17 protein-coding genes and 1 pseudogene are annotated in these 22,831 nt (G+C 66.9%); 8 read left to right on the top strand and 10 right to left on the bottom strand.

Annotation, left to right across the window (positions count from 1 at the left end; all coding sequences use genetic code 11):
* Positions 1-13: 13 nt before the first annotated feature.
* The gene (locus AC50X6_RS12710; RefSeq protein ID WP_494966563.1) at positions 14-1,483 is read right to left on the bottom strand and encodes an APC family permease; all 1,470 of its coding nucleotides are present in this window, start codon (positions 1,481-1,483) and stop codon (positions 14-16) included.
* Between the two features lie 337 nt (positions 1,484-1,820).
* Between AC50X6_RS12710 and AC50X6_RS12705 the strand changes: the two genes are divergently transcribed.
* A complete protein-coding gene (locus AC50X6_RS12705) occupies positions 1,821-3,230 on the top strand; it encodes an aldehyde dehydrogenase family protein (protein WP_494966562.1) in 1,410 nt (469 codons plus the stop codon).
* Between the two features lie 267 nt (positions 3,231-3,497).
* Here the strand turns inward: AC50X6_RS12705 and AC50X6_RS12700 are convergent, their stop codons facing one another.
* From AC50X6_RS12700 to AC50X6_RS12670, 7 genes are all read right to left on the bottom strand, one after another.
* The gene (locus tag AC50X6_RS12700; protein WP_494966561.1) at positions 3,498-5,429 is read right to left on the bottom strand and encodes an FAD-binding monooxygenase; all 1,932 of its coding nucleotides are present in this window, start codon (positions 5,427-5,429) and stop codon (positions 3,498-3,500) included.
* Positions 5,430-5,852: 423 nt separating this feature from the next.
* Entirely contained in the window at positions 5,853-6,299 is a 447-nt protein-coding gene (locus AC50X6_RS12695; protein ID WP_494966560.1) for a heat shock protein transcriptional repressor HspR, read from the bottom strand.
* Positions 6,300-6,314: 15 nt separating this feature from the next.
* On the bottom strand, positions 6,315-7,307 hold the full coding sequence (locus tag AC50X6_RS12690; RefSeq protein WP_494966559.1) for a DnaJ C-terminal domain-containing protein: 993 nt from the start codon (positions 7,305-7,307) through the stop codon (positions 6,315-6,317).
* A 94-nt stretch (positions 7,308-7,401) separates the two neighbouring features.
* Complete coding sequence (locus AC50X6_RS12685) at positions 7,402-8,079, bottom strand: nucleotide exchange factor GrpE (RefSeq protein ID WP_494966558.1); 678 nt, start codon at positions 8,077-8,079, stop codon at positions 7,402-7,404.
* A 2-nt stretch (positions 8,080-8,081) separates the two neighbouring features.
* Positions 8,082-9,944, bottom strand: coding sequence for a molecular chaperone DnaK (gene dnaK / locus AC50X6_RS12680; protein WP_494966557.1), 1,863 nt, complete (start codon positions 9,942-9,944; stop codon positions 8,082-8,084).
* Positions 9,945-10,236: 292 nt separating this feature from the next.
* Positions 10,237-10,647 (bottom strand): hypothetical protein, encoded by a 411-nt coding sequence (locus AC50X6_RS12675; protein ID WP_494966556.1) that lies wholly within the window; start codon positions 10,645-10,647, stop codon positions 10,237-10,239.
* 367 nt (positions 10,648-11,014) lie between these two features.
* The gene (locus AC50X6_RS12670; RefSeq protein ID WP_494966555.1) at positions 11,015-13,276 is read right to left on the bottom strand and encodes an MMPL family transporter; all 2,262 of its coding nucleotides are present in this window, start codon (positions 13,274-13,276) and stop codon (positions 11,015-11,017) included.
* 231 nt (positions 13,277-13,507) lie between these two features.
* Here AC50X6_RS12670 and AC50X6_RS12665 point away from each other — a divergent pair, with 231 nt between their 5' ends.
* The 5 genes and pseudogenes from AC50X6_RS12665 to AC50X6_RS12645 all read left to right on the top strand — a co-directional run bounded on the left by AC50X6_RS12665 (position 13,508) and on the right by AC50X6_RS12645 (position 16,587).
* Entirely contained in the window at positions 13,508-14,044 is a 537-nt protein-coding gene (locus AC50X6_RS12665; RefSeq protein ID WP_494966554.1) for a MarR family winged helix-turn-helix transcriptional regulator, read from the top strand.
* 36 nt (positions 14,045-14,080) lie between these two features.
* The gene (locus tag AC50X6_RS12660) at positions 14,081-14,896 is read left to right on the top strand and encodes a methyltransferase domain-containing protein (RefSeq protein ID WP_494966553.1); all 816 of its coding nucleotides are present in this window, start codon (positions 14,081-14,083) and stop codon (positions 14,894-14,896) included.
* Positions 14,897-14,972: 76 nt separating this feature from the next.
* Entirely contained in the window at positions 14,973-15,428 is a 456-nt protein-coding gene (locus AC50X6_RS12655) for a hypothetical protein (protein ID WP_494966552.1), read from the top strand.
* Positions 15,334-15,719, top strand: a pseudogene (locus AC50X6_RS12650) (UPF0758 domain-containing protein). The gene AC50X6_RS12655 and the pseudogene AC50X6_RS12650 overlap by 95 nt, the downstream one beginning before the upstream one ends.
* A 244-nt stretch (positions 15,720-15,963) precedes the next feature.
* Complete coding sequence (locus AC50X6_RS12645) at positions 15,964-16,587, top strand: LysE family transporter (protein WP_494966551.1); 624 nt, start codon at positions 15,964-15,966, stop codon at positions 16,585-16,587.
* A 135-nt stretch (positions 16,588-16,722) separates the two neighbouring features.
* Here AC50X6_RS12645 and AC50X6_RS12640 read toward each other — a convergent pair whose 3' ends face one another.
* Positions 16,723-18,135: an aminotransferase-like domain-containing protein gene (locus AC50X6_RS12640; RefSeq protein WP_494966550.1), complete on the bottom strand. Its 1,413-nt coding sequence runs from the start codon at positions 18,133-18,135 to the stop codon at positions 16,723-16,725.
* On the opposite strand from AC50X6_RS12640, the gene AC50X6_RS12635 reads away from it, so the two are divergent.
* Positions 18,134-19,075, top strand: coding sequence for a DMT family transporter (locus tag AC50X6_RS12635; RefSeq protein ID WP_494966549.1), 942 nt, complete (start codon positions 18,134-18,136; stop codon positions 19,073-19,075). The two genes, AC50X6_RS12640 and AC50X6_RS12635, sit on opposite strands and share 2 nt — an antisense overlap.
* 105 nt (positions 19,076-19,180) lie before the next feature.
* Positions 19,181-21,262, top strand: coding sequence for an aminodeoxychorismate synthase component I (gene pabB, locus AC50X6_RS12630; protein ID WP_494966548.1), 2,082 nt, complete (start codon positions 19,181-19,183; stop codon positions 21,260-21,262).
* A gap of 22 nt (positions 21,263-21,284) precedes the next feature.
* Here the strand turns inward: pabB and cls are convergent, their stop codons facing one another.
* Positions 21,285-22,760: a cardiolipin synthase gene (cls, locus tag AC50X6_RS12625; protein ID WP_494966547.1), complete on the bottom strand. Its 1,476-nt coding sequence runs from the start codon at positions 22,758-22,760 to the stop codon at positions 21,285-21,287.
* Between the last annotated feature and the right edge of the window lie 71 nt (positions 22,761-22,831).

The following is a 22,831-nucleotide window of genomic DNA, read 5'->3' as shown; positions in this document are numbered from 1 at the left end:
TTAGGGCCCGCTGCTAGACGGGGACTCCTGCCCGCTCTGCCCTGCGTTCCACGCCGACTTCCACCAGCACGCCGGCCGCAAACAATATGGGCACCGCGATCAGCAGGCCCACGGCCGTTTCGGCACTGCCGCCGATCAATGCCGTGAAGTTGCTGACCACGAGGAACAGAACCCAGCCGAGCAGCAACGTGGCAAATATCGGTGCCACCCTGGTCTGCCAGACCTGGCCGGCCACCTTTTCGCGCCGGAAATACGCGACGACGGCAAGGGAGCACAGGATATACAAGACCAGGAGCGCCGCCACGGCCAGTCCGCTGAACCAGGAGAAGAGGGTCAGGACAGGATCAAGGGACAGCAAGGCAAACGGCGCCACGAGCAGGAGTGCGATCAGTGTCTGGATCCGCGCGGCGGCGGCGGGGGCCCGGTGCCGGTTAGTGCGGGCCACGGCACCGGGCATGGACCCGCGCAGGGCCAGCGAATGGAGGTAACGATTGATGCCGTTGTGGAAGGCGATGATGCCGGCCAGCAGGGACGACACGAGCAGGACGCCCGTGGCTATTCCGGCCCAGGGCCCGAACAGCTCCACCATCGGCGTCAATACGAAGGAGGTGGAATCTCCCGATTCGAGGGCTGCGCCCGCGGCATCAATGACGTGAGAGGGGCCGTAGTAGCTGACCAGCATCCACGAAATGAAGGAGAAGAACACCGAGATGACCCCCACCGAAAGGTACGTGGCACGGGCTACCGTGCGTTGGGCGTCCTTGGCCTCGGCCGAGTAGATGGCCGTGGATTCGAAGCCAAACATGGAGGCGACTGCGAACATGATGGCGACGCCCGGGGCACCGGTGGCGATCGCCGCGGGAGAAAAGGACGCCGCCAGGCTGATTCCTTCCGGTCCGCCGCCCCGCAACAGCACGGTGAACCCGAACATGAGCAGGATGGCGACCTCCAGGCCCACGAGCAACGCCAGGACCCGCGCCCCGAGTTGAATGTTGAGAGATCCCAGCACCTGCACGCCCGCCATGGTGACCACGGCCAGCAGCCACCAGGGAACCACGATGCCGGCGGAACCGAGGAGCCCCGAGAACGCCGCGCCGTACAGCCCATACATCGCAGCCTGGACCGTGCTGTACGCGAGGAGCGCGAGCCACGCGGCTCCCGCTCCGGTCTTGCGCCCAAAGGCCGCCGTCACGTAGGCGTAGAAGGCGCCATGGGCCTGGATCTTGCGGCTCATTGCAACAAACCCTACGGCGAAGATCACAATGACAATGCCCACCACGAGGTATGCCCCGGGCGCTCCGGGACCGTTGCCGAGGGCTGCGGCCAGCGGTGATGCCCCGACGATTCCGGTCAACGGCGCCTGGGCGGACAGAACAAAGAAGAGGATGCCCATAACGCCGACGCTGCCGGCGCGCAGCGCGGTGGAGTGCTCCGTGCGGGAACTTGCTTCCGCGGTCCGGGACTCGGAATTTGAAATACTCATCGGATCCTTCTTAACGGTCATGAGCCTGGGAAATAGCTGTCTGAGAAATCGAGGTGGTTTGCACCGTGCAATCCAGCATGGCAGGTGACGCCGGTCACTTTTTTGTCGATCAGCGATCGGTTGTTGTTCCTCAGCGCAGCGGCATACTAGGCCGTCGCGATCCTTCGCAATGGGTCAACTTCAGTTCGCGCAAAGACAAGACTGCGCGTCCCGCACCGGGGGACACTCGGACATGACAGTACGGCCGCTCTGGGACCATCCTGTGCCGCGCGCAGTGCTTCAAGTACGCAGTGCTTCAATAGCCCAGTGCCTCAACTACTCGATGTGGAGTACAACCATGGAAACCTACGACGCCCTTCTGGCTGCGATTACCCCGGCTACCGGCCAGATCCGGACCATCCTCGACCCCGCCACCGGTCAAGCGGTCGGCGAAGCGCCCGTCCACACCGTCCAGGACCTCGAACAGGCCATCGCCGCCGCAGCGGCTGCGCAGCCGGCCTGGGCCGCGCTGGGGCACGACGCCCGCAGCGCCGCACTGCTCAAGGCCGCCGACGCCGTCGAACGCTCCACTGAGGAGCTAGCCCGCCTCCTCTCCCGCGAACAGGGCAAGCCGCTCAACGGGCCAAACGCCCGCTTTGAGGTAGGCGCCTGCGCCGCCTGGCTCCGCGCGGCCGCCGCCACGCCCCTGGACCCGGAAACCGTGGTGGACGACGGCGAGACCCGCGCCGAGCTGCACTACCGGCCCATCGGCGTCGTCGGGGCGATCGGGCCCTGGAACTGGCCCATGATGATCACCGTCTGGCAGATCGCCCCCGCCCTGCGGATGGGCAACGCCGTGGTAGTCAAACCCTCGGAATTCACGCCGCTGAGTGTCCTGGCCCTTGTCCATGTCCTGAACCAGGAACTCCCCGAGGGCCTCCTGTCCGTGGTCGCGGGCGGCCGCGAGGTTGGCGAGGCCCTGGCCGGACACCCTGCGATCGGCAAGGTCATGTTCACCGGCTCCACCGCCACCGGCAAAGCGATCATCAAGTCCTCCGCGGACACTGTCAAGCGCCTCACCCTGGAACTGGGCGGCAACGACGCCGGTATCGTGCTGCCCGACGCTGATCCGAAGTCGATCGCCGAGGGCCTGTTCTGGGGCGCGTTCATCAACACCGGCCAGACCTGCGCCGCGCTCAAGCGCCTCTACGTCCATAGCGACATCTACGACGCCGTCTGCGAAGAACTCACCGCGGTCGCCGCCGCCATGCCCATGGGCAACGGTCTCGACGAAGCCAATGTCCTGGGCCCGCTGCAGAACAGGCAGCAGTTCGACATCGTGGCACGGCTGGTTGAGGCCGCCCGCGACTCCGGGGCCAAGATTCTCCTCGGTGGGAACCCGGACACGGACCGGCCCGGCTACTTCTACCCTGCAACCCTGGTTGCCGACATCGCCAACGACAATCCTCTCGTGGCCGAGGAACAGTTCGGTCCCGCCCTGCCCATCATCCGCTACAGCACGGTGGACGAGGCAGTTACCATGGCCAACGCCCTCGACGTCGGACTCGGCGCCTCGGTCTGGTCCTCCGATCAGGCCGCGGCCCGCAAGGTCGCGGCCCGGATCCAGGCCGGCACCGTGTGGATTAACAAGCACGGCGCCGTGGACCCACGGGTCCCCTTCGGCGGTGCCAAGCAATCCGGCTATGGCCTGGAATTCGGCGTCGAGGGACTTAAAGCCCTCGGCGTGCCGCAGGTCATCAACGGCTAGGCCTGTCGGGGGCATCTAGCGACGAGGGAGGCCGGAGGGAGTTCGCCCCGGCCGCGGGAAACCTGCCTGACGCGTCGAAGCAGCTTTTCGCTTCGAATAAGGGTTGGCGACGCGCGAACGGTACAGCGCTACGGGTATACCCGTAGCGCTGTACCGTTTACGCGTCATGGGACGCTTTCCGCAGCGGAATCGGCCTGAGCAATGGATCTGGACGGGGGTATGGGCGGGAGCGTCACCACTCCATCGGCAGGATGCCCGCGCCGGCGCCTAGCCCGCGTGATCCTGGAATTCGGGGGCACGGCTGCCTGCCCGCAGGAGGGGCGCGAAGAACGCGCCGAGCTCTGCCGTCGCCGTCAGCGGCAGAACGTCAGCCACGTACTGGTCCGGCCGCACCACCACCACAACACCTCCGCGGTCGAGGCCGCGCAGTTCAAAGATGTCCGCCGCCGCATCGATGGCGTAGACCTTCTCGAGACAGGTGAGCCGGAACGGCCCCACTTGAGGCTTGAATGCGGCCGGGACGGCTCCGATGTCGATACTCGTATGGTCCTGCTGGTAGATGACCTTAATGTCGAACCACGCGTCTCGGTCGGCCCGTTCGGGGGTGGCGGCGAGCGGGGATTCCGGCGAGCTGGCGATCCACTCAGCCAGGTCCGCGGCCGGCGACGGTGCCGCCGCCTGTTGTTGCGGCGCTGCCCCGTCGGCGAAGACGTAGATGCGCCAGCGGCCGTCCGCCGCGGCCTGATGGCCTAGCTGCACCGGGTTTGCATCGCAGACCCGCACAACGGGCGCGGACTTGAACCGCTTGCCGATGATGAAGCCGGCGGCCAGCTCCTGGTGGACAGGCGCAGCGATGAGCATGGACGGGGCGTATTGGGTCATGAAGCCGGCGGGGAACTCGGCGGTACTCACGTAGAAGTCCTCGAGTTCGGAGGGACTTTCGAACTCCTCGGGCCTCTTCGCCATGAGCGTCGACCACTCCTTGTCGAAGTCGATGAGGTTCTTCGCGATGACCTGGCGCTCGGCCGAATACGTTGACAGGAGGCTCTCCGGGCTGCGGCCCTCAAGCACGTGTCCCAGCTTCCAGGCCAGGTTGAAGCCGTCCTGCATGGAGACGTTCATTCCCTGGCCCGCCTTGGCGCTGTGCGTGTGGCAGGCGTCGCCGGTGATGAATACGCGCGGCGTGCGGATGCCGCGCTGGTCCGGGAGGACGTCGTCGAACCGGTCAGTGAGGCGGTGTCCAACCTCGTACACGCTGTGCCAGGCAACGTCGCGCACGTCGAGCGTGTAGGGGTGGAGGATGTTGTTCGCCTTGGCGATGATCTGCCCAATCGTTGTGCTGCGCACGGCGCCGGCGTCGTCCTGCGGGACCTCGCCAAGGTCGACGTACATGCGGAAGAGGTGGCCGCCCTCGCGGGGAATCAGGAGGATACTGCCGCCCGCGCCGGACTGGATGGCGCACTTCGTGCGGATGTCCGGGAAATCGGTGACGGCGAGGACGTCCATGACGCCCCAGGCGTGGTTGGCCTTGTCGCCGGCGAGCGTGCAGCCGATCGATTCCCGCACCTTGCTCCGCGCGCCGTCCGCGCCGACGACGTACTTAGCATGGACAACGCGCTCCCGGCCCTCGTCGGGGCCGGCCGTGTGGAGGAGTGTGACGGTGACGGGGTACTCCCCCTCGTCGGCGACCTCAAGGCTGCGGAACTCCAGGCCGTAGTCCGGCGACATGCGGGTGGGCGAGTTAGCCATGAACTCGCCGAAATAGTCCAGGACGCGGGCCTGGTTGACGATCAGGTGCGGAAATTCGCTGACGCCGGTCGCGTCGTCGACAGCCCGGGCGGCACGGACGATGCGGGAAGGGTCCGCGGGGTCCGGCTTCCAGAAGGCCATTTCGGTGATGCGGTAAGCCTCGGCGATGATCCTCTCGGCGAAGCCGAAAGCCTGGAAAGTCTCGACACTCCGGGCCTGGATGCCGTCGGCCTGGCCGATGGCGAGCCTACCGCTGCGGCGCTCCACGATCCGCGTCGTGACGCCCGGGAACTGGGACAGCTGTGCGGCCGTGAGCATGCCTGCGGGCCCGGTGCCCACGACGAGCACGTCGACCTCGTCAGGAAGTTGCGCGGACCGATCGATGCCGACGCCGGCGGCCGGCTGGACTCGCGGGTCACCGGATACGTAACCGTAGTGGTGGAACTGCACGGGCTTTCCTCACTTCGCTGTGTGGCGGCCTGTTGCCGTAGTTGTGTTCGATAATAGAACGACGTGTTCGATAATTGAAAACTACCGTAATCCGAAATTCTACGGCAGGTATGACGCGGGTTACAAGTGCCTTGAGAACTGCCGCAACCATGGGTCGCCGGTCGACAGTTCCCGGTCGACAGAATCCGTTCGCCACGGCAGAGAACATCAACGCGGGGTCACTTAGCGCCGGTAAAGCCCCTCCGGATGGGCTCGAAGTGACCCCGCGTTGCAGGTCTGAGGTCGCCGCCATGATCAGGATGGAGGGCTAGGCCAGCGTCGCGAACACGGTGGAGGCCCCATAATGGCGGCGGGACCGGGGCAGACCGCGACCGCGGGCAGCCACCAAGGGGACCGGGCCCGGGGAAAGGTCGAAGGGAACGGTCAGCCCTGCGGGAGTTCAAAGCCCGTCCCGCGCGGCCTCCACACCACAAGGGCCTGGGAGCGGGCCCGGGGGCGCTTTCCACGGGCCAGGCTGACGACGTCGCCCGCCGTTCCAGCCGCAAAAATACGGGCGTCCACGGCCCGCGGCCGGCGCTGCAGTTCCTCGGTCAGTTCAATGACCCGGCCCTGCAAGGCCGTCACCTGGTTTTCGAGCTGGAGGATCCGCTTGATACCTTCGAGCGAGACGCCCTCATGGGAGAGCCGCTGCACCTCGCGTAGCATATTTACATCCCGCTGCGAATACCGTCGGGACTTTCCCGGCGCACGGCTGGGCGAGACAATGCCGAGCCGGTCGTACTGCCGCAGCGTCTGGGGGTGCATATCCGCCAGTTGCGCGGCGACGGAGATGACAAAGATCGGCTGGTCGAAGTCGAATTCGATGCCCATGGCGCTAGCCCGTTCCTAGAGCCGCGCCCTGGCTGCCAGTTCGGCGCGGACGTCCTCGCCGGCGGTGGCGGCCGCGAAGGCTTTGACGGCTTCCTCAGCTTCCTTGCCCAGCTTCCGCGGGACGGCGACGTCGATGGTCACCAGGAGGTCGCCGGTGGCCTTGGCGTGCTTGATGCCGCGGCCCTTGACCCGGAGCGTGCGGCCCGACGGTGTGCCGGCCGGAACACGGACCCTGACCTTGTCGCCGTCGATGGTCGGGACCTCGATATCGGCTCCCAGGGCGGCCTCCGGGAAGGTGACCGGAACGTGGATGCGCAGGTTGTCGCCGTCGCGGACGTAGAAATCGTGCGGCTTCACCGAGACCGTCACCATAAGGTCCCCGTTGCCTGCCGGGCCGAACTGGCCTTTGCCGCGGACACGGACCTTCTGGCCGTCCTTGATGCCGGCCGGGACGCGCACATCGATGACTTCGCCGTCCGGTTCACGCAGGCCGATGGTGGTTCCGCGGATGGAGCCTGCGAAGGAGATGCTGGTGGACGCGGTGCGGTCCGCACCCTTTTGCGGAGCGCGCTGGAACGACTGGCCGCCGCCGAATCCACCGCCGGCCCCGGCGCCGCCGAACAAATCGGCGAACTCGGGCGGAATCCCGCCGGAGGTGCTGAACCCGCCGGGTTGGCGGCCCGCGTTGCCGGTGAAGAGGCCGCCGAAGAGGTCTTCGAAGCCGGCGCCGCCACCCGCGCCGCCGCTTCCGCCGGGCGCGAAGCGGGCGCCGCCGCCCATGGCCCGGACGGCGTCGTACTGCTGGCGCTCATCGGCATCGGAAAGCACGGAATAGGCCTCGGAGATGTCCTTGAATTTCCGCTCCGAAGCGGCATCCCCCGCGTTGGTGTCCGGGTGGTGCTGCCGCGCGAGCTTCCGGTAAGCCTTTTTGATGTCGGCTCCGGAAGCGTCTTTGGCGATGCCAAGGATCTTGTAAAAGTCCTTGTCCACCCAGTCCTGGCTAGCCAATGGCGTTTCCTTTCAAATCTGTGTGCCGAGGTGACAGTTCACGCCCATGTTTGTTCGAAACATGGGCGCGAACTGTCACTTCGATGAGGTAATGCTAGGCCGGGACGGCCACAATGACCTGTGCTGCGCGGAGCACGCGGTCACCGGACTTGTAGCCCGATCGCAAAACCTGGCTGACGGTGTCGATCTCGACGTCCGCGCCGGGCTGCTGGATGAGAGCCTCATGGATCGTGGGATCGAACTCCACGCCGGTCTCATCGATGCGCACGAGGCCGTACGTCTTCACCGCATTCTCCAGCTTGGCCGCGATCGCAGCGAACGGGCCGTCCGTGAGGTCGCCGTGCTGACGGGCGGCGTCGACGTCGTCCAGGACCGGGAGCAGGGAGTTCAGGACGCCGATGACGGCCATCTCCCCCGCCACGGCACGGTCGCGTTCAACCCGCTTGCGGTAGTTGACGTACTCGGCCTGCAGGCGGCGGAGATCGTTCTTGAGCTCCTCCGCCTCGGCCGGGTCGACTCCCTGAGCCACGGACTCCGCGGCCGGCACCTCAGCGCTGTTGAGGATGTCCTCCACCTGGGACAGGGCGTCCCCTGAGTCGGCACTTTCCTGGTCCGGATGGCTTTCCTGGTCCGGGTGGCGGGCCTTGCCGGTCTCCGGATCAACCTTGCGGTTGTCGTGGATGATCGGCTTCTGCGGCTCGTTTGCCCGCTGTTCAGCGTCCCGCCGGTCCTCGGAAGAACCGTGCTCTTCTTCGTTACCGTGATGCGGCATGATTACTTCTTCTCGTCTTCGTCAACAATCTCGGCGTCGACGATGTCCTCGTCGGCCCCGGCCGCCTGCTCCCCGGCCGGTGCACCCTGGGCGCCGGCGGCACCGTCGGGGGAACCGGGCTGGGCGTAGATGGCCTCGCCGAGCTTGGTCTGCGAAGCCTGCAGCTTCTCAAACGCGGTCTTCACGGCTGCGTCATCGGTGCCTTCAAGTGCGGCCTTGAGGGCGTCGACGTCGGCCTGGACCTCGGTCTTGACCTCGTCCGGCAGCTTGTCGGAGTTGTCGGCGATCAGCTTGTCCACGGAGTAGGCGAGCTGCTCGGCAGTGTTACGGGTGTCGGCTGCCTCGCGGCGGGCCTTATCCTCTGCTGCGTGCTCCTCGGCGTCCTTGACCATGCGGTCGATGTCTTCCTTGGAGAGGCTGGAACCGCCCGTGATGGTCATGGACTGCTCCTTGCCGGTGCCCTTGTCCTTCGCGGAGACATGCACGATGCCGTTGGCGTCGATATCGAAGGTGACCTCGACCTGCGGGACGCCGCGCGGAGCCGGGGCGATACCGGTCAGCTCGAAGGTGCCCAGCGGCTTATTGTCGCGGGTGAACTCGCGTTCGCCCTGGAAGACCTGGATCGACACGGAGGGCTGGTTGTCATCCGCCGTGGTGAAGGTCTCGCTCCGCTTGGTGGGGATGGCCGTGTTGCGCTCGATCAGGTGCGTCATGATGCCGCCCTTGGTTTCGATGCCGAGGGACAGCGGGGTGACGTCGATCAGCAGGACGTCCTTGCGCTCGCCCTTCAGGACACCGGCCTGCAGGGCGGCGCCGACGGCGACCACCTCGTCCGGGTTGACGCCCTTGTTCGGCTCCTTGCCGCCGGCGAGCTCCTTGACCAGGTCATAGACTGCCGGCATCCGGGTGGAACCGCCGACGAGCACGATGTGGTCGATCTCGGAGAGCTTGATGCCGGCTTCCTTGATGACATCGTGGAACGGCTTCTTTGTGCGCTCCAGCAGGTCCTTGGTGAGTTCCTGGAACTTCGCACGGGTCAGCTGCTCGTCCAGGTGGACCGGGCCGTCGGGGGTGACGGAGAGGTACTGGAGCGAGACGTTGGTGCTGGTGGAGGAGGAGAGTTCCTTCTTGGCCTGCTCAGCTGCTTCACGCAGGCGCTGCAGGGCGATCTTGTCCTTGGACAGGTCGATGCCCTTGACCTTGAGCTGGTTCAGCAGGAAGTCGACGACGCGCTGGTCCCAGTCGTCGCCGCCGAGGCGGTTGTCGCCGGCGGTGGAGCGGACCTGGATGGTGGAGAAGTTGTCTTCGTCCTTGCCCACCTCGAGCAGGGAGACGTCGAAGGTTCCGCCGCCGAGGTCGAAGACGAGGATGAGTTCGTCTTCCTTGCCCTTGTCCAGGCCGTAGGCCAGTGCGGCCGCGGTGGGCTCGTTGACGATGCGCAGCACCTTCAGGCCGGCAATTTCGCCGGCTTCCTTGGTGGCCTGGCGCTCGGCGTCGTTGAAGTACGCGGGGACGGTGATCACGGCATCCGTGACCTTCTCACCCAGGTAGGACTCGGCGTCGTTCTTGAGCTTCATCAGAATGCGTGCGGAGATTTCCTGCGCGGTGTATTTCTTGTCGTCGATAGCGACGGACCAGTCGGTGCCCATGTGGCGCTTGACGGAGGCGATGGTGCGGTCAATGTTGTTGACGGCCTGGCGCTTGGCGATCTCACCGACCAGCACTTCGCCGGTCTTGGAGAAGGCAACAACCGACGGCGTGGTGCGGCCACCCTCGGCGTTGGCAATAACGGTGGGCTCGCCACCTTCGAGAACGGAGACGACGGAGTTGGTTGTTCCGAGGTCAATACCTACTGCACGTGACATGTATTGCTTCCTTCTTTTCTTGGAAACTTGCTGGCTCCGGTGCCGGGCTACGGCCCGGTGATCGAACTGCTGCCCGGGGTGGGACCTGCCGAGATCGGTGCTCGCCCAGTCATTGAGCGATCTGCACTCAACCTTACCCAGGCAGCAGCCGAAGTCAATTCAAAGTTGAGTCGCGAACGCTCAACCTTGGATTTTGGGCAACCTTGAAGGCGTCTCGGCAGGCCAGCTTCCCCGCAATGGCGCGCGGAGGCACCGTCACATGTGGCAGTTTCGCTGTGCGCGAAGTCCCCGCCTAGCGGTCCCCGCGGGGCGCTTCACCGGCAGATCCCGCCGCGCCGTAGTCGCCTTCCTTGTACTCGCCCTCCTCGACGGCGGCAGGCGTCCCGTCCACCGCGGTCTCGCCGACGGTGCCGGCTTTGCCGTAGTCACCTTCGGGGTAGTCGCCTTCAGCATCGCCGACGGCGGTCCCGCCGGCCACGCCCGCGGCGCCGTAGTCACCCTCCGGGTATTCGCCTTCCTCTGCGGCAGCAGAATTTTCGCCGGTGGCGCCCGCTGAGCCGTAGTCGCCCGCGACATACTGCCCCTCGGCGACTTCGGTTGCGGCCTCTTTGGGTTCGGCGACTTCGGCTGCGGCCTCTTTGGGTTCGGCCTCTACGCCTACAACGTGGGCTGCCGTTCGATCGGACTCTCTGTTTTCAGACATGGATGGATCCTCCCTGGAAGCATCGGGCGCGCCCGTGCGGACGCAGTCGCAGTCTACCCAGCCCCACTGGGAGGCAACAGGGGGTGGGACACTCACTGCCGACGCCGGATGGCGGAGGCGCTGCAACGCCCATTCGCCACGAATGGCCGCAATGACGATCCCCATGGAGGCCATTTGCGTCAAATGGGCGCTCCCCGCGCGGGATGACGACGGCGGCGTGCAGGGAAAGCGCCGCCCGTGACGGAGTCACACGCCTGCGGGGCAGCCCGGGCAGCCGGCGCCGCTCAAGGAAGCAGCCGCCGCCACCGCGGCCTGGTGGGGGGACCAGGGACGGTGACAGCGGCTGCGGCTTGGGGTGGGGTCCTGCTTAGCGGATTCCGGCGTCCGCGGCTTGCTGCGCCTCGGCGGCGGGCAGGGCGCGGGCACGGCCATCAGTCTCCGGACGGCCCAGCTTGCTCGGCCACCACAGCCGCGGGCCGATGTCGTAAGCCAGGGCCGGCACCAGCAGGGAGCGGACCAGCACGGTGTCCAGCAGCACGCCGAAGGCCACGATGAAGGCCAACTGCACCAGGAACATGATTGGAATGACACCCAGCGCCGCGAAGGTCGCCGCGAGGACCACGCCGGCGGAGGTGATGACGCCGCCGGTGACGCCCAGGCCGCGCAGAATGCCGGGCCGGGTGCCGTGCTTCAGGGATTCCTCCCGGACCCGGCTCATCAGGAAGATGTTGTAGTCCACGCCCAGCGCCACGAGGAAGACGAAGCCGAAGAGTGGCACCGTGGCGTCCGCTCCCGGGAAGCCGAAGAAGTTGTTGAAGACCACTGCGGAGACACCCATGGCCGCACCGTAGGAGAGGACCACCGAGGCGACCAGCAGGACCGGAGCCAGCACGGAGCGCAGCAGCAGCATCAGGATCACCAGGATCACGGCAAGGACCACCGGAATGATGGTCACCAGGTCGCGCTGGGCGGTGGTGTTGGTGTCCAGCGCCGTGGCGGTCACGCCGCCCACGAGGGCGCCGGCGTCGACCTTCTTCAGCTCCTGCCGGAGGGACACGACAACGTTTTCCGCCTCGTTGGAGTCCGCGGCGGAGTTCAGCGTCGCGTTGATCAGCACTTTGCCGTCCCGCACGCCCGGGGTGGTCGGAGCGCCCGGGTTAGCGGGGGCACCGGGGCTACCCGGGGCACCCGGAGCGCCCGGGGCCGACGCTGCACCGGTGACGATAGGGGCGCCGCCGTCGGCCAGCAGGAAGGCATCCCCGACGCCGTCGCTTGCCTTGACCGCGTCCAGCACCTCCCGGGCTTTCGCCTCATCCGCGACGATCACGGCGGGGCTGCCTGACCCGGCGTCAAAGTGCCGTGCCAGCGCGTCCTGGCCATCGACGGCGTTGGAGGCTGTCAGGATAACGTCCGTTTGCGGGACGCCGTTGGCCCTGAGCTGGAGGACGCCGCCCGAGGCCACCAGGAGCAGGAGCACTGAAGCCACCCAGACCGTGCGGGGCCGGCGTGCAACGAGGGAGCCCGTGGCGTGCCACAGGCCCTTCTGGCCCTCCAGGCCCGTGACCAGTTCAGGTTCGCGTTCCGTTTCGGGGAGGAGCTTGGGGCGGAACGGCCAGAAGGCGACGCGGCCCAGCAGCGCCATCATGGCAGGCAACAGGGTCAAAGCCGCAAAAAGGGAGCACAGTATGCCGGCAGCCGCTACAGGGCCGAGGGCCTTGTTGGAGTTGAGATCGGAAAACAGCAGGCAGAGCAGGGCAATGATGACAGTGGCACCGGAGGCCAGGATGGGCTCCCAGGAGCCCTTCCAGGCGGTCATCGCTGCGGTTGTCCGGTTGGTGGTGTGCGTCAGGGCCTCGCGGAACCGCGCCACATACAGCAAGGCGTAGTCGGTTGCCGCCCCGATGACCAGGATCGAGAGGATTCCCTGGCTTTGGCCGTTGAGCTGGATCCAGCCGAGCTTCGCCATGCCGAAAACCAGCAGGATAGCGGCGCACAGGGCAAAGACGGAGGTGAACAGCACGGCGATCGGCAGCAGCAGCGAGCGGTAGACCACCAGCAGGATCAGGAACACCGCACCAAGGGCCACCAGCAGCAGAATCCCGTCAATGCCGGCGAAGGCGCTGACCAGGTCAGCCGTCAGCCCGGCCGGGCCGGTCACGTAGGTCTGCATTCCCTCCGGCGCGGAGGCCGTCACCTCGTCGCGGAGCTCCTTGACAACCTCCTTGACCTCATCGGAGGAGTCGATGGGCACCACAAACTGGACCGCTTTCGAATCCTCCGAGGGGATGGGGCCGATCACGGTACTGCCGGCTTTCAAAGCCTCCAGCTTGCCTTTGAGCGCGGCAGCTTCGCCGAGTTGGGCTGGCGTAAAGGCGGAACCGCTCTCGATCACAATGACAGCCGGGATCTCCTTGGAGTCCCGGAATTTGGCCTGCCACTCCTGCGCTGCAGTGGCTTCTGCCCCGGCGGGCAAGAATGACGCCTGGTCGTTGGAGGAGACCTCTTCCAGCCGGCCGAAGGTAGGCCCGCCGATACCGGCGATGGCCAGCCAGGTCACCACCAGTAAGACGGGAACCAGCCAGCGCAGCCAGAACGGGACGCGGGCGGTGGTGCTGGAGGTCTTGTTCATGGTTCCTTCTGGTTCTTGCCTCGGAGGGGTAGAATTGAGTCCATCATAGACTATCTCGACAATGGAGATAACCCGGATGTGCTTAATTTTCCGGAAGTGTCTCGGGACCGCCCCGGCTCCATTTGAGCCAGGTGCTGCAGTAAACTCCGGAAAGCGCCGGTTATGCCGGCGCCTCCGGTAGTTGCGGGTAGTTTCCCGAAGGCCGTGGTCCAGGGAAGGAAAGGAGTCCGAGTGTCAGCTGAAGCATCCGGGCGCCCCGGCCCCGGCGGTCCCCCGCCGCTGGTGCGGATCCTCCAGGAATTCACCCTCGAAGCCAACCGCTACGTCGATTCCGCCGGCGGCCGCAACGACATGCACCGGACCGATCTCAATGCCCTGGCCGTGATCATGAAGTACGCCGCCGGGAACAAGATTGTTACCCCCGGCGTGCTCCGGAAGGAGCTGAACCTTAGCTCGCCTGCGACCACCGCCCTAATCGACCGGCTGCACAGCTCCGGGCATGTTCTCCGTGAACGCAAGGGGTCCGACCGCAGGCAGGTCCAATTACACATGACGCCGAAGGCCTTCCGCGACGGCGGCGCCATGTTCTTCCCGCTGGCCCGCCATATGGGGGCCGCGATGGCAGGGTTCACGCCCGAGGAGCTTGAGATCGCCACCCGCTTCATGACGGCCATGACCGAGGCGACCATCAGCGCAGCGGAGGAGGCAGCCCAGGCGGCGGTACAGGACGCGCCGCAGGACTCGCCGCCCCCCAAAGACTCGCCATAGCTGTCGGTTCGCCGGGCCCGGCGGTAGCGTTTCACCATGAGTGCGCAGCAGCCCGAAGATGTGTACAGCCACGGCCACCACGAGTCGGTGGTCCGCGCGCACGCCTCCCGGACGGCGGAGAACTCCGCGGCGTTTGTGATCCCGTACCTCACCACCGGGGTTTCCGTGCTCGACGTCGGCTGCGGTCCGGGCAGCATCACGTGCGATTTCGCCGGACTAGTCGCCCCCGGAAAAGTCACGGGGCTGGACCGCTCCCCCGGGATAATCGGCCAGGCGACTGCCCTCGCGGCCGGGCGCGGCGTGCCGAACGCCGAGTTCCTCGCCGGCAACATCTACGACCTCGACTTCGCGGATGAGACGTTCGACGTCGTGCATGCCCACCAGGTGATGCAGCACCTCACGGACCCGGTCGCTGCCCTGCGGGAGATGCGCCGCGTCGCCCGGCCCGGCGGAATCGTGGCCGTGCGCGACGCCGACTTCCACGGCATGAGCTGGTTTCCGGCCATCCCCGAGCTGGACGAATGGATGGAGCTTTACCAGCGGATCGCCCGCCGCAACGGGGCCGAGCCCGATGCAGGCCGCCGTCTGGTGTCGTGGGCACAGTCCGCCGGGTTCACTGACGTCGCCCCCTCAAGCAGCAACTGGCACTATGCCACCGGGCAGCAGCGGCGGTGGCAGGCCCGGGTGTGGGGCGAACGGGTGCTGCACTCGGCCTTCGCGGACCAGGCCCTCGAGTACGGCTTCGCCAACGCCGCCGACCTGGCCCGGATTTCCGCCGGCTGGCACCGCTGGGGCTCCACGGACGACGGCTGGTTCCTGATTCCCAACGGCGAGGTGATCGCCCGGGCCTGAGGCGCTCCCCGGCCCGTTATCCACATAGCCGCTGCCGGCTCTGGAGCCCCGCCGGCGGGGTTCCTAGGATCAGAACATGATCATTCAAGCAGGTTTTGACTTCGAGATACTCGCCCGCCCGTTCATCGTCCAGGGCGGCAAACTTATGCCAAGGCTTGTACTGATCTGCGTGGACGCGGAAATGCGGCTGAGCAGCGTCGACGTCGTAGCAGAAGATTTTGCGGGCTCACTGGCTCCCTTCCGCGATGCAGTCCTGGTGGCGCTGGATGCGGAATACACCAGGTACTTTGCCATCGCCCACCCTGGCAGATTCAGCGAGTACCACTGTTCTGAGCCCATCCTGGACGAGGCACGCGCACTGGAATCGGAGGCAGCCGACCGGGGCATGCAGCTGATCGGCCACTTCGCCATCGACGAAACGGGCTATATGTCAGCTCATGCGCGATCCTACTTCGACCAGTACCCGGGGCACGACGACCTTCCAAGGACCATGTTCCACTGGTCTCATTCAAGGCTTGGCCAGTGTGGCTGAGCTTGTTCGCATGGCGGATCTCCCTGTCGGCGAACGACCCAGGGAGCGGCTCCTCCGGCTCGGCGCTGCAGCACTGAGTGATACTGAGTTAGTGGCGATCTTGCTCGGGCCGGCAGGCCCGGTGTCAATGTGCTGGCCTTGGCGCAGGCCATGTTGGTCGATTTCGGCGGAATCAGAGCCTTGCTCCGGCTATCGGCAGCTGAGCTAACGTCTGTCGCTGGAGTCCGCCCGGCGACGGCGGCTCGGTTCCTCAGCGATCCCCGGGTGGGCAGAAATGTGGACAAAATGTAATGTGGATAAAATGTCCAGAACAGTCGTCCGAGCCCCAGCCGATGCACTTGGCAAGTTGCGTCCGCGCGACGTTATGCATGGTGAAGCCCTCGCGGCGGAGTTCCACTTTGCGCCCCGAGAACTGAACAACCGACCGGAAGGTTTTGCTCCGCAGGTGGTCCGCCAGCACCCTGCGGTCTGCGGGAAACAGAACTTTGCCGGACCCCCGCCGTCGTCCGTACATTGAAGTCCGTACACTGAATCGGTGCAACCCTCCCTGTGGCTGGCCCTCGCGGGCGCCGGCGTCCTGATCAGCTTCACTCCCGGCGCGGGCGCCATCAACACCATGAGCAACTCGCTGAACTCGGGGTTCCGCCGCTCCATCTGGGGCATCCTCGGCCAGCAGGCCGCACTGATCGTGCACATCCTGATCGTCGCCCTGGGCGTCGGGGTCCTCGTGGCCAGTTCGCCGGTGGCCTTCAACGTCATCCGCTACGCCGGGGCCGCCTACCTCGTCTTTCTGGGTATCCAGCAATTCCGGCACAAGCCGGACCTGGACCAGGAGAAGGCCGCCGCGCTGCGCAATGAGCCCGCGTTTTCCATGTTCCGGCGCGGACTCTGGGTGAACCTGCTCAATCCCAAGGCGATCGTGTTCTTCCTGGCCTTTATGCCGCAGTTCATCCGCCCGGCAGAACCGTTGCTCCCGCAGTACCTGATCCTGTCCGTGACCGTGGTCGCTATCGACGTCCTGGTCATGTGGTTCTTCTTCGCCGCCGCGGCCAAGTCCTTCCAGCGCTTCACCCACGACGCGCGCGGGCAGAGGCTGCTCAACCGTAGCTTCGGCGTCCTGTTCGTCGCCGTCGGGGTCATGCTGGCACTGATGCACTAACCTCGGGCCCCGCCCGTTACCCCCGCCCCGCCCCGCCCACGGGCCGGTGACACCCGGGCGAGCTTTCAACGGCGCCTCTCAGGTGCAGGCCGCCCACCGGCGGGCCATGGATGAGGCAGACCCATTGTGACCTATTCAGCGGCTGTTGCGTTCGAGTGCCTGGCCCAGGATGCGCGCACCTTCCCGGAAAGCGCCGGGGTTGGGTCCGGCGAAGTTGAGTCGGAGGAACGGGCCCGTGGGTTCGGCCGGAAACCATTCGGTGCCGGCGGCGATGATGACTCCGGCGCTCTCGCAGTCGCGGCCCAGCTGTTCCAGGTCGGTCCCGTCGGGAAGGCGCGCCCAGAGGTTGAGGCCTCCCTTCGGGATGTGTTCGATGTGTGCCTGCGGGGCGTACTCGCGCAGGCTGGTGGCCAGAAGGTCGCGCCGTGACTGGAGCTGGTGGCGGAGGCTGCGCAGATGCGTTTGCCAGGCGGGCTGGGTGACCACATCGAGTGCTGCGGCCTGGAGCAGGCCACTGACGTACATCGACTCGGCTGCGCGGTCGGCAAGGATGCGTTCAAGCGCCGGGCCGCGGGCGATCACCGCCGCGACGCGGATGGCCGGGGATACGCTCTTCGTCAGCGAGCGAAGGTATACGACGTGGCCGGAATCGTCGCGCGCTGCGATGGGCACAGGCATGGTGTTTATGCCGAAGTCGTGCGCCCAGTCGTCTTCGACCAGGAACGCACCGTTCGTGCGCACAATGTCCAGGACCTGTTCGCCCCGCCGGGCTGTCCATTGCGCTCCCGTGGGGTTCGCGTAGTTGGGTTGTGCGTAGAACGTCCGTGCGCCGGACTCTTCGAAGGCCCGGGCCAGTTCTTCCGGGTCGGGGCCGTCGGGTCCGCTGGGCACCGGGATGACGCGGACGCCGGCCTGCACGGCGGCGAGGATGGCCCCCCAGTAGGTCGGGGATTCCATGAGCAGGGGCTGTCCCGGGCCCACCAGTGCCCTGAAGATGGAGCTGAGTCCGCTCTGGCTTCCCGGCAGCACAACAACGTCGCCCGGTGCTGGCGGGGCGATTCCCGCCGGCGTCGAGGCGCCGAGTTCGTGCGCAAACCAGGACTGCAGCTCGGGAAGCCCCGGTGCCGGTGGGCGGGACAAGGCCGCGCCGCTCCGGGCTGCCCGGGCGAGCGCCGCACGCACCAGGCGCTCCGGCAGGAGTTCCCGGTCCGGGTAGCCGGAGTGGAAGGCGATGACATCGTTCGTTGTGCTGCGCATCGCGGCGGAAGCCGAGCGCGGAGGCGTCTGTGGTGACCTCAGCGCCGCGGTCTGCCAGCCGTAGTCTGACGGGCGCGCGGTCCGGACGGCCCGCACGAAGGTCCCGACGCCGGGCCGGCTCTCGATGAGTCCCTGTGCGGTGAGCGCCTGCAGGGCTTTCTGCACCGTCACCGGGCTGGCCCGGTGCTCGGCAACCAGTGACCGTGTGGACGGTAAACGGGACCCCGGCGTGGCACCGGCGATCCATTCCCGCAGTCGTGTCGCAACCTTCGAACTGCTATCGTGGTTCATGAGAGACAAGAGTAGCGCTACCATCCATTTTCGCCCAGCGATATCGTCGCGGCAGCCCAACGGCTTGTGGTGGGGCCTCCTGGGAGTAGCGGCGTTCTCGTTCACGGTCCCGTTCACCAAGGTGGCGGTCGCGGGGCTCTCGCCGTTGTTCATCGGCTCCGCCCGTGCGGTCATGGCCGCGATCCTGGCAGTCCTGGCCCTCGCACTCACGCGGCAGCGCCTGCCCCGGGGCGTGCAGTGGACGCGGCTTGCGGTGGTCGCCGGCGGGATCGTCGTGGGCTTCCCGTTGCTCACCTCGTTCGCGCTCACGACGGCGCCCGCCACCCACGGCGCCGTCGTCATCGCGCTGCTTCCGGCCGCGACGGCAACGGCCGCCGTCCTCCGGGCCCGCGAGCGTCCACCGGCAGGCTTCTGGGTTGCGAGCGCCATTGGCGCTCTGGCGGCAACAGTTTTCGCCTCCGCCCAGTCCGGGGGCTTCGGGCAGCTGGGCTGGGCGGATCTGCTGCTCCTCGGCGCTGTCGTGGCCGCCGCCATCGGCTACGCGGAAGGTGGCCTGCTCGCACGCGAGCTCGGCGCCTGGCAGACCGTGTCCTGGGCGCTTGTCCTCGCATCCCCCCTGATGGTGTTCCTGACAGCGCTCTCCGCTGGCCACCAACCGCCGTCGGGCACGCCCGTCCAGTGGGCCGCCCTTGCCTACCTCGGCGTCGTCAGCATGTTCCTCGGTTTCTTCGCCTGGTACCGCGGCCTGGCCATCGGCCCCATGGCCCAAGTCAGCCAGATCCAACTCATCCAGCCCGTGCTGAGCATCTGCTGGGCCGGGCTCCTACTGGGCGAGACTTTGACCTGGCCCACCATCATCGGCGGCCTCGCCGTCATCCTCTGCGCCGGCATCGCAGTCCGCGTGCGGCAAATCCCGCCGCCCGCGGCACGGCTTCCCTGACGGTTCACCCACCGCCAGGGTCCTTCCCGGCGCAACGCCAGCGGCCGGGCCAGCCCGGGCCAGTAACATCCCGGACCAGCCCGGGCAGCGGGTACGCTCTATTTCATGAGTCCCGCACCCGTCATCATCGCCATTGACGGACGCTCGGGCGCAGGCAAGACCACCCTGGCGATCGAACTGGCGGCACGGCTCCGCGAGCACCACAAGGTCTCACTTTTCCATCTGGAGGACATCTACCCCGGCTGGAACGGACTTGCCGCCGGCATTGAACGCTACGCCTCCACGGTCCTGGCGCCGCTCCGCCGCGGTGAGCCGGCCCAGTGGGTCAGCTGGGACTGGAGCAACCACTACGACGGCGGGACCCGCACCACCCGGCCGGCCGAGATCATCCTGGTCGAAGGCGTCGGCGCCGCTGCGGAAGCGGCCCGGCCCTTCGTGGACGCGGTGATCTGGGCCGATGCGCCGGAGCAGGACCGCCGCAGCAGGGCGCTGGCCCGCGACGGCGACAGCTACGAACCGTTCTGGGAGCAGTGGGCTGCCCAGGAGGAGGAGTGGCTGGCCGCCGATGACGTTCCGGCCCACGCCGATGTGCACGTGCTCAACACCGCCGACGCCGACGCCCCCGGGGAGGTGCTGCAGGCCCTCCAGTACCTGCCCGCCGTGGCCCCGGTGCTGCTGCCCGAGCTCGCGGCCCGCCGCGGCCTCCAGCTACGGGCCGAACGGATCGACGCTGTCCCGGACGCCGCCCGGCTCTTTGAGCTGCTCTTCGGCCGCTCGCGGAACGCGGTGTGGCTCGACTCATCCCTGGACCCGGCGGGTCCAACCCATTACGGCCTGGCACCCGAAGCCGCGGAACGCAGCCGCTTCAGCATCCTGGCGGACGACGGCGGCCCCTTCGGCCAGGCTGTCCGGCACAGTTCCGGGAAGACCAGCGTGGGCGTCCGAAATTCCACTGTAAGAACCGAGGGACCGTTTTTCCGCTGGCTGGACGGCGTCTGGGGACGCCGGGCCCTGCGCGCGCCCGAAGGCTACCCCTGCGAGTTCACTCTGGGCTGGCTCGGCTACCTCGGTTATGAGCTCAAGCGCGAGACCGGCGGCAGCGACGTCACCGCGGGCACGCCGGATGCCTGCCTGATTTTCGCCGGCCGCGCCGTCGTGCTGGACCACCGGGAACGAACGGTGTGGCTGCTGGCACTGGACACCGCCGACGCCGGGGACTGGCTGGCGACAGCCCGTGCCGCGGTGGCGGCGGCCGAAGCGGTGCCGCGACCGGTGCCTGCCGGCGAACGTGCCGCCGTCGTACATCCTGCCGTCGAACATGCCGGGCCGGCCTTCGCCGCGCGCGACTCGGAGGTCTCGTACAAGGCCAAAATCACCGAGGCCCAGCGTGAGATCGCGGAGGGCAACAGCTACGAGGTCTGCCTCACCACCGCCCTGACGGCACCTCTGATTCCGGGGGAACTGGACCCCTGGCAGGCCTACCTGGCGCTGCGCCGGCGGAATCCCGCCCCGTTTGCCAGCTATCTGCGCTTCGGGGACCTCACCGTGGCCAGCACTTCGCCGGAACGTTTCCTCCGGATCGCGGCCGACGGCGGGATGCGGGCCGAGCCGATCAAGGGCACGCGCGGCCGGGACGCCGACGCCGGACGGGACGGGCTGCTGCGGCGGGACCTCGAATCCTCGCCCAAGGACCGGGCCGAGAACATCATGATCGTGGACCTGCTGCGCAACGACCTGAGCCATTTCGCCATGCCAGGCTCCGTGTCCGTGAGCCGGCTGTGCGCGATCGAAAGCTACGCCACCGTCCACCAGATGGTCAGCACCATCGACGCGCGGCTCAGACCCGGTGCGCCGCGCGCCGAGGCCGTCGCGGCCTGCTTCCCCGCCGGATCCATGACGGGCGCCCCCAAGATCAGTACCATGGCCATTCTGGACCGGCTCGAAGATGCACCCCGCGGCATCTATTCGGGCGCGATCGGCTATTTCTCACTCAACGGCGCCACCGACCTCGCGGTCGCGATCCGGACCCTCGTGGTCACGGAGCAGGCCGGCGGCGGGGCCGGACTGAGCCTCGGCGTCGGCGGGGCGATCACGGCGGATTCCGCACCGCAGGAGGAGTACCAGGAGATCCGGACCAAGGCCTTCGGCGTCCTCTCCGCGCTCGGCGCGCAGTTCCCGCCCGGCTGACGCCTCTGAAGAGTGCGCCGGGCTACTGCAGGGTCGCGGTCAGCCGCGCGACGTTGTCCACATACTTGACCAGCATGGGACGCTTCATCCAGTCATCGAGGACAAGTTCGCGCGAGATGTCCCGGTAGTTGTCCTCCACGGCACGGATCCGCTTGACGATGTCCTCGCCCAGGACCATCACCGAGACCTCAAGGTTCAGCGAAAAGGAGCGCATGTCCATATTGCTCGAGCCGAGCACTGCCACTTCGTCGTCAATCGTGAAGTGCTTCGCGTGCAGCACGAACGGCGCCTTGTACAGGTAGATCCGCACCCCGGCCTCGAGCAGGGCCTCGTAGTAGGACTGCTGGGCGTGGTGGACCAGGAGCTGGTCGCCTTTTTCCGAGACAAACAGTTCGACGTCGACGCCGCGTTGCGCCGCCGTCGTTACGGCGTAGAGCAAAGAGTCGTCCGGGACGAAGTAAGGGCTGCAGATAGAGACCTTGTGCTGCGCCGAGTAGATCAGGGTGTTGAAGAGCCGCAGATTGTTTTCGGTGATGAAGCCGGGGCCGCTAGGGACCACCTGCGCCGTGATCGCCCCGGCGTGGGGTTCGGGCCGGTGCGCCAGCTGGTCCTCGAGCGCCTCGTCCGTTTCGCTGAGCCAGTCCGTGGCGAAGACCACGTTGAGGGTGGTGACGATCGGGCCGCGGAGGCAGGCCATCAGCTCCACCCACTCGCGGCCCACCTTGCGGTGCCGGGGGTTGTTGTAGGACGGCTCGATCAGGTTCTGCGAGCCGGTGAAGGCGGTCTCGCCGTCGATCACCATAATCTTGCGGTGGTTGCGCAGATCCGGCCGGCGCCACTGCCCGCGCACGGGCCGGAGCGGCAGCATGGGCCGCCAGCTGATTTTGCTGGCCTTGAGCCGGGCGATCAGTTTGCGGTAGCCCGGGATCCGCAGCGTGCCGAGGTGGTCGAACAGGAGCCGGACTTCGACGCCGCGCTCGGCGGCCTCTTCCATCGCGGTCAGCAGATCGTCCGTGAAGTGGTCCGAGCTCAGGATGTAGAACTCCGCGTTGACGAAGCTCTTGGCCTCCCGGACCGCCGCCGCCATCGCCTTGATCGAGTCAGTGTAGCCGGGCAGCAGCTCCACGCTGTTCCCGTCCACCATGGGCAGCGAGCCCAGGGTCTTATTCAGTTCCGCGGCGGACGCCACCCATTCCGGACCGCTGTACCGGCTTTCGAGATCCGCCAGCTCGGACGTGCCGGCGCGGACCCGCCGGTTCACGGCATCCTGCTGCGCTCTGCGCTTCCGCGACAGCCGGAAGTTACCGAACAGCAGGAACAGCACCACGCCCACGGCAGGGACGAAGAAGATGATCAGCAGCCACGCCATCGCGGTGGTGGGCCGGCGGTTTCCGGGGATGATGCCGAGCGCCAGCACGCGGATGGCGAGGTCGATCAGGGTCAGGATGAGAATGGCCCAGGATGGGAGTGTTTCCGCCAGCGAAAATAGCCACAGCACAGGCGAACCCCTCCAATCCAGGACCCGCGGAACAGTTCCGAATCGGGCAACCTGCAAATCTTATCCCGTGG

It is taken from the genome of Pseudarthrobacter sp. HLT1-7 (assembly GCF_059383435.1).
The sequence above is the reverse complement of the archived record's forward strand: the minus strand, read 5'-3'. Positions and strand labels throughout refer to the sequence as shown.

What these genes read in the sequence shown, in the direction of transcription:
- AC50X6_RS12710 (WP_494966563.1), bottom strand. Translation starts at nt 1,483, where the DNA reads ATGAGTATTTCAAATTCCGAGTCCCGGACCGCGGAAGCAAGTTCCCGC.
- AC50X6_RS12705 (WP_494966562.1), top strand. Translation starts at nt 1,821, where the DNA reads ATGGAAACCTACGACGCCCTTCTGGCTGCGATTACCCCGGCTACCGGC.
- AC50X6_RS12695 (WP_494966560.1), bottom strand. Translation starts at nt 6,299, where the DNA reads ATGGGCATCGAATTCGACTTCGACCAGCCGATCTTTGTCATCTCCGTC.
- AC50X6_RS12685 (WP_494966558.1), bottom strand. Translation starts at nt 8,079, where the DNA reads ATGCCGCATCACGGTAACGAAGAAGAGCACGGTTCTTCCGAGGACCGG.
- dnaK (WP_494966557.1), bottom strand. Translation starts at nt 9,944, where the DNA reads ATGTCACGTGCAGTAGGTATTGACCTCGGAACAACCAACTCCGTCGTC.
- AC50X6_RS12675 (WP_494966556.1), bottom strand. Translation starts at nt 10,647, where the DNA reads ATGTCTGAAAACAGAGAGTCCGATCGAACGGCAGCCCACGTTGTAGGC.
- AC50X6_RS12670 (WP_494966555.1), bottom strand. Translation starts at nt 13,276, where the DNA reads ATGAACAAGACCTCCAGCACCACCGCCCGCGTCCCGTTCTGGCTGCGC.
- AC50X6_RS12660 (WP_494966553.1), top strand. Translation starts at nt 14,081, where the DNA reads ATGAGTGCGCAGCAGCCCGAAGATGTGTACAGCCACGGCCACCACGAG.
- AC50X6_RS12655 (WP_494966552.1), top strand. Translation starts at nt 14,973, where the DNA reads ATGATCATTCAAGCAGGTTTTGACTTCGAGATACTCGCCCGCCCGTTC.
- AC50X6_RS12635 (WP_494966549.1), top strand. Translation starts at nt 18,134, where the DNA reads ATGAGAGACAAGAGTAGCGCTACCATCCATTTTCGCCCAGCGATATCG.
- AC50X6_RS12640 (WP_494966550.1), bottom strand. Translation starts at nt 18,135, where the DNA reads ATGAACCACGATAGCAGTTCGAAGGTTGCGACACGACTGCGGGAATGG.
- pabB (WP_494966548.1), top strand. Translation starts at nt 19,181, where the DNA reads ATGAGTCCCGCACCCGTCATCATCGCCATTGACGGACGCTCGGGCGCA.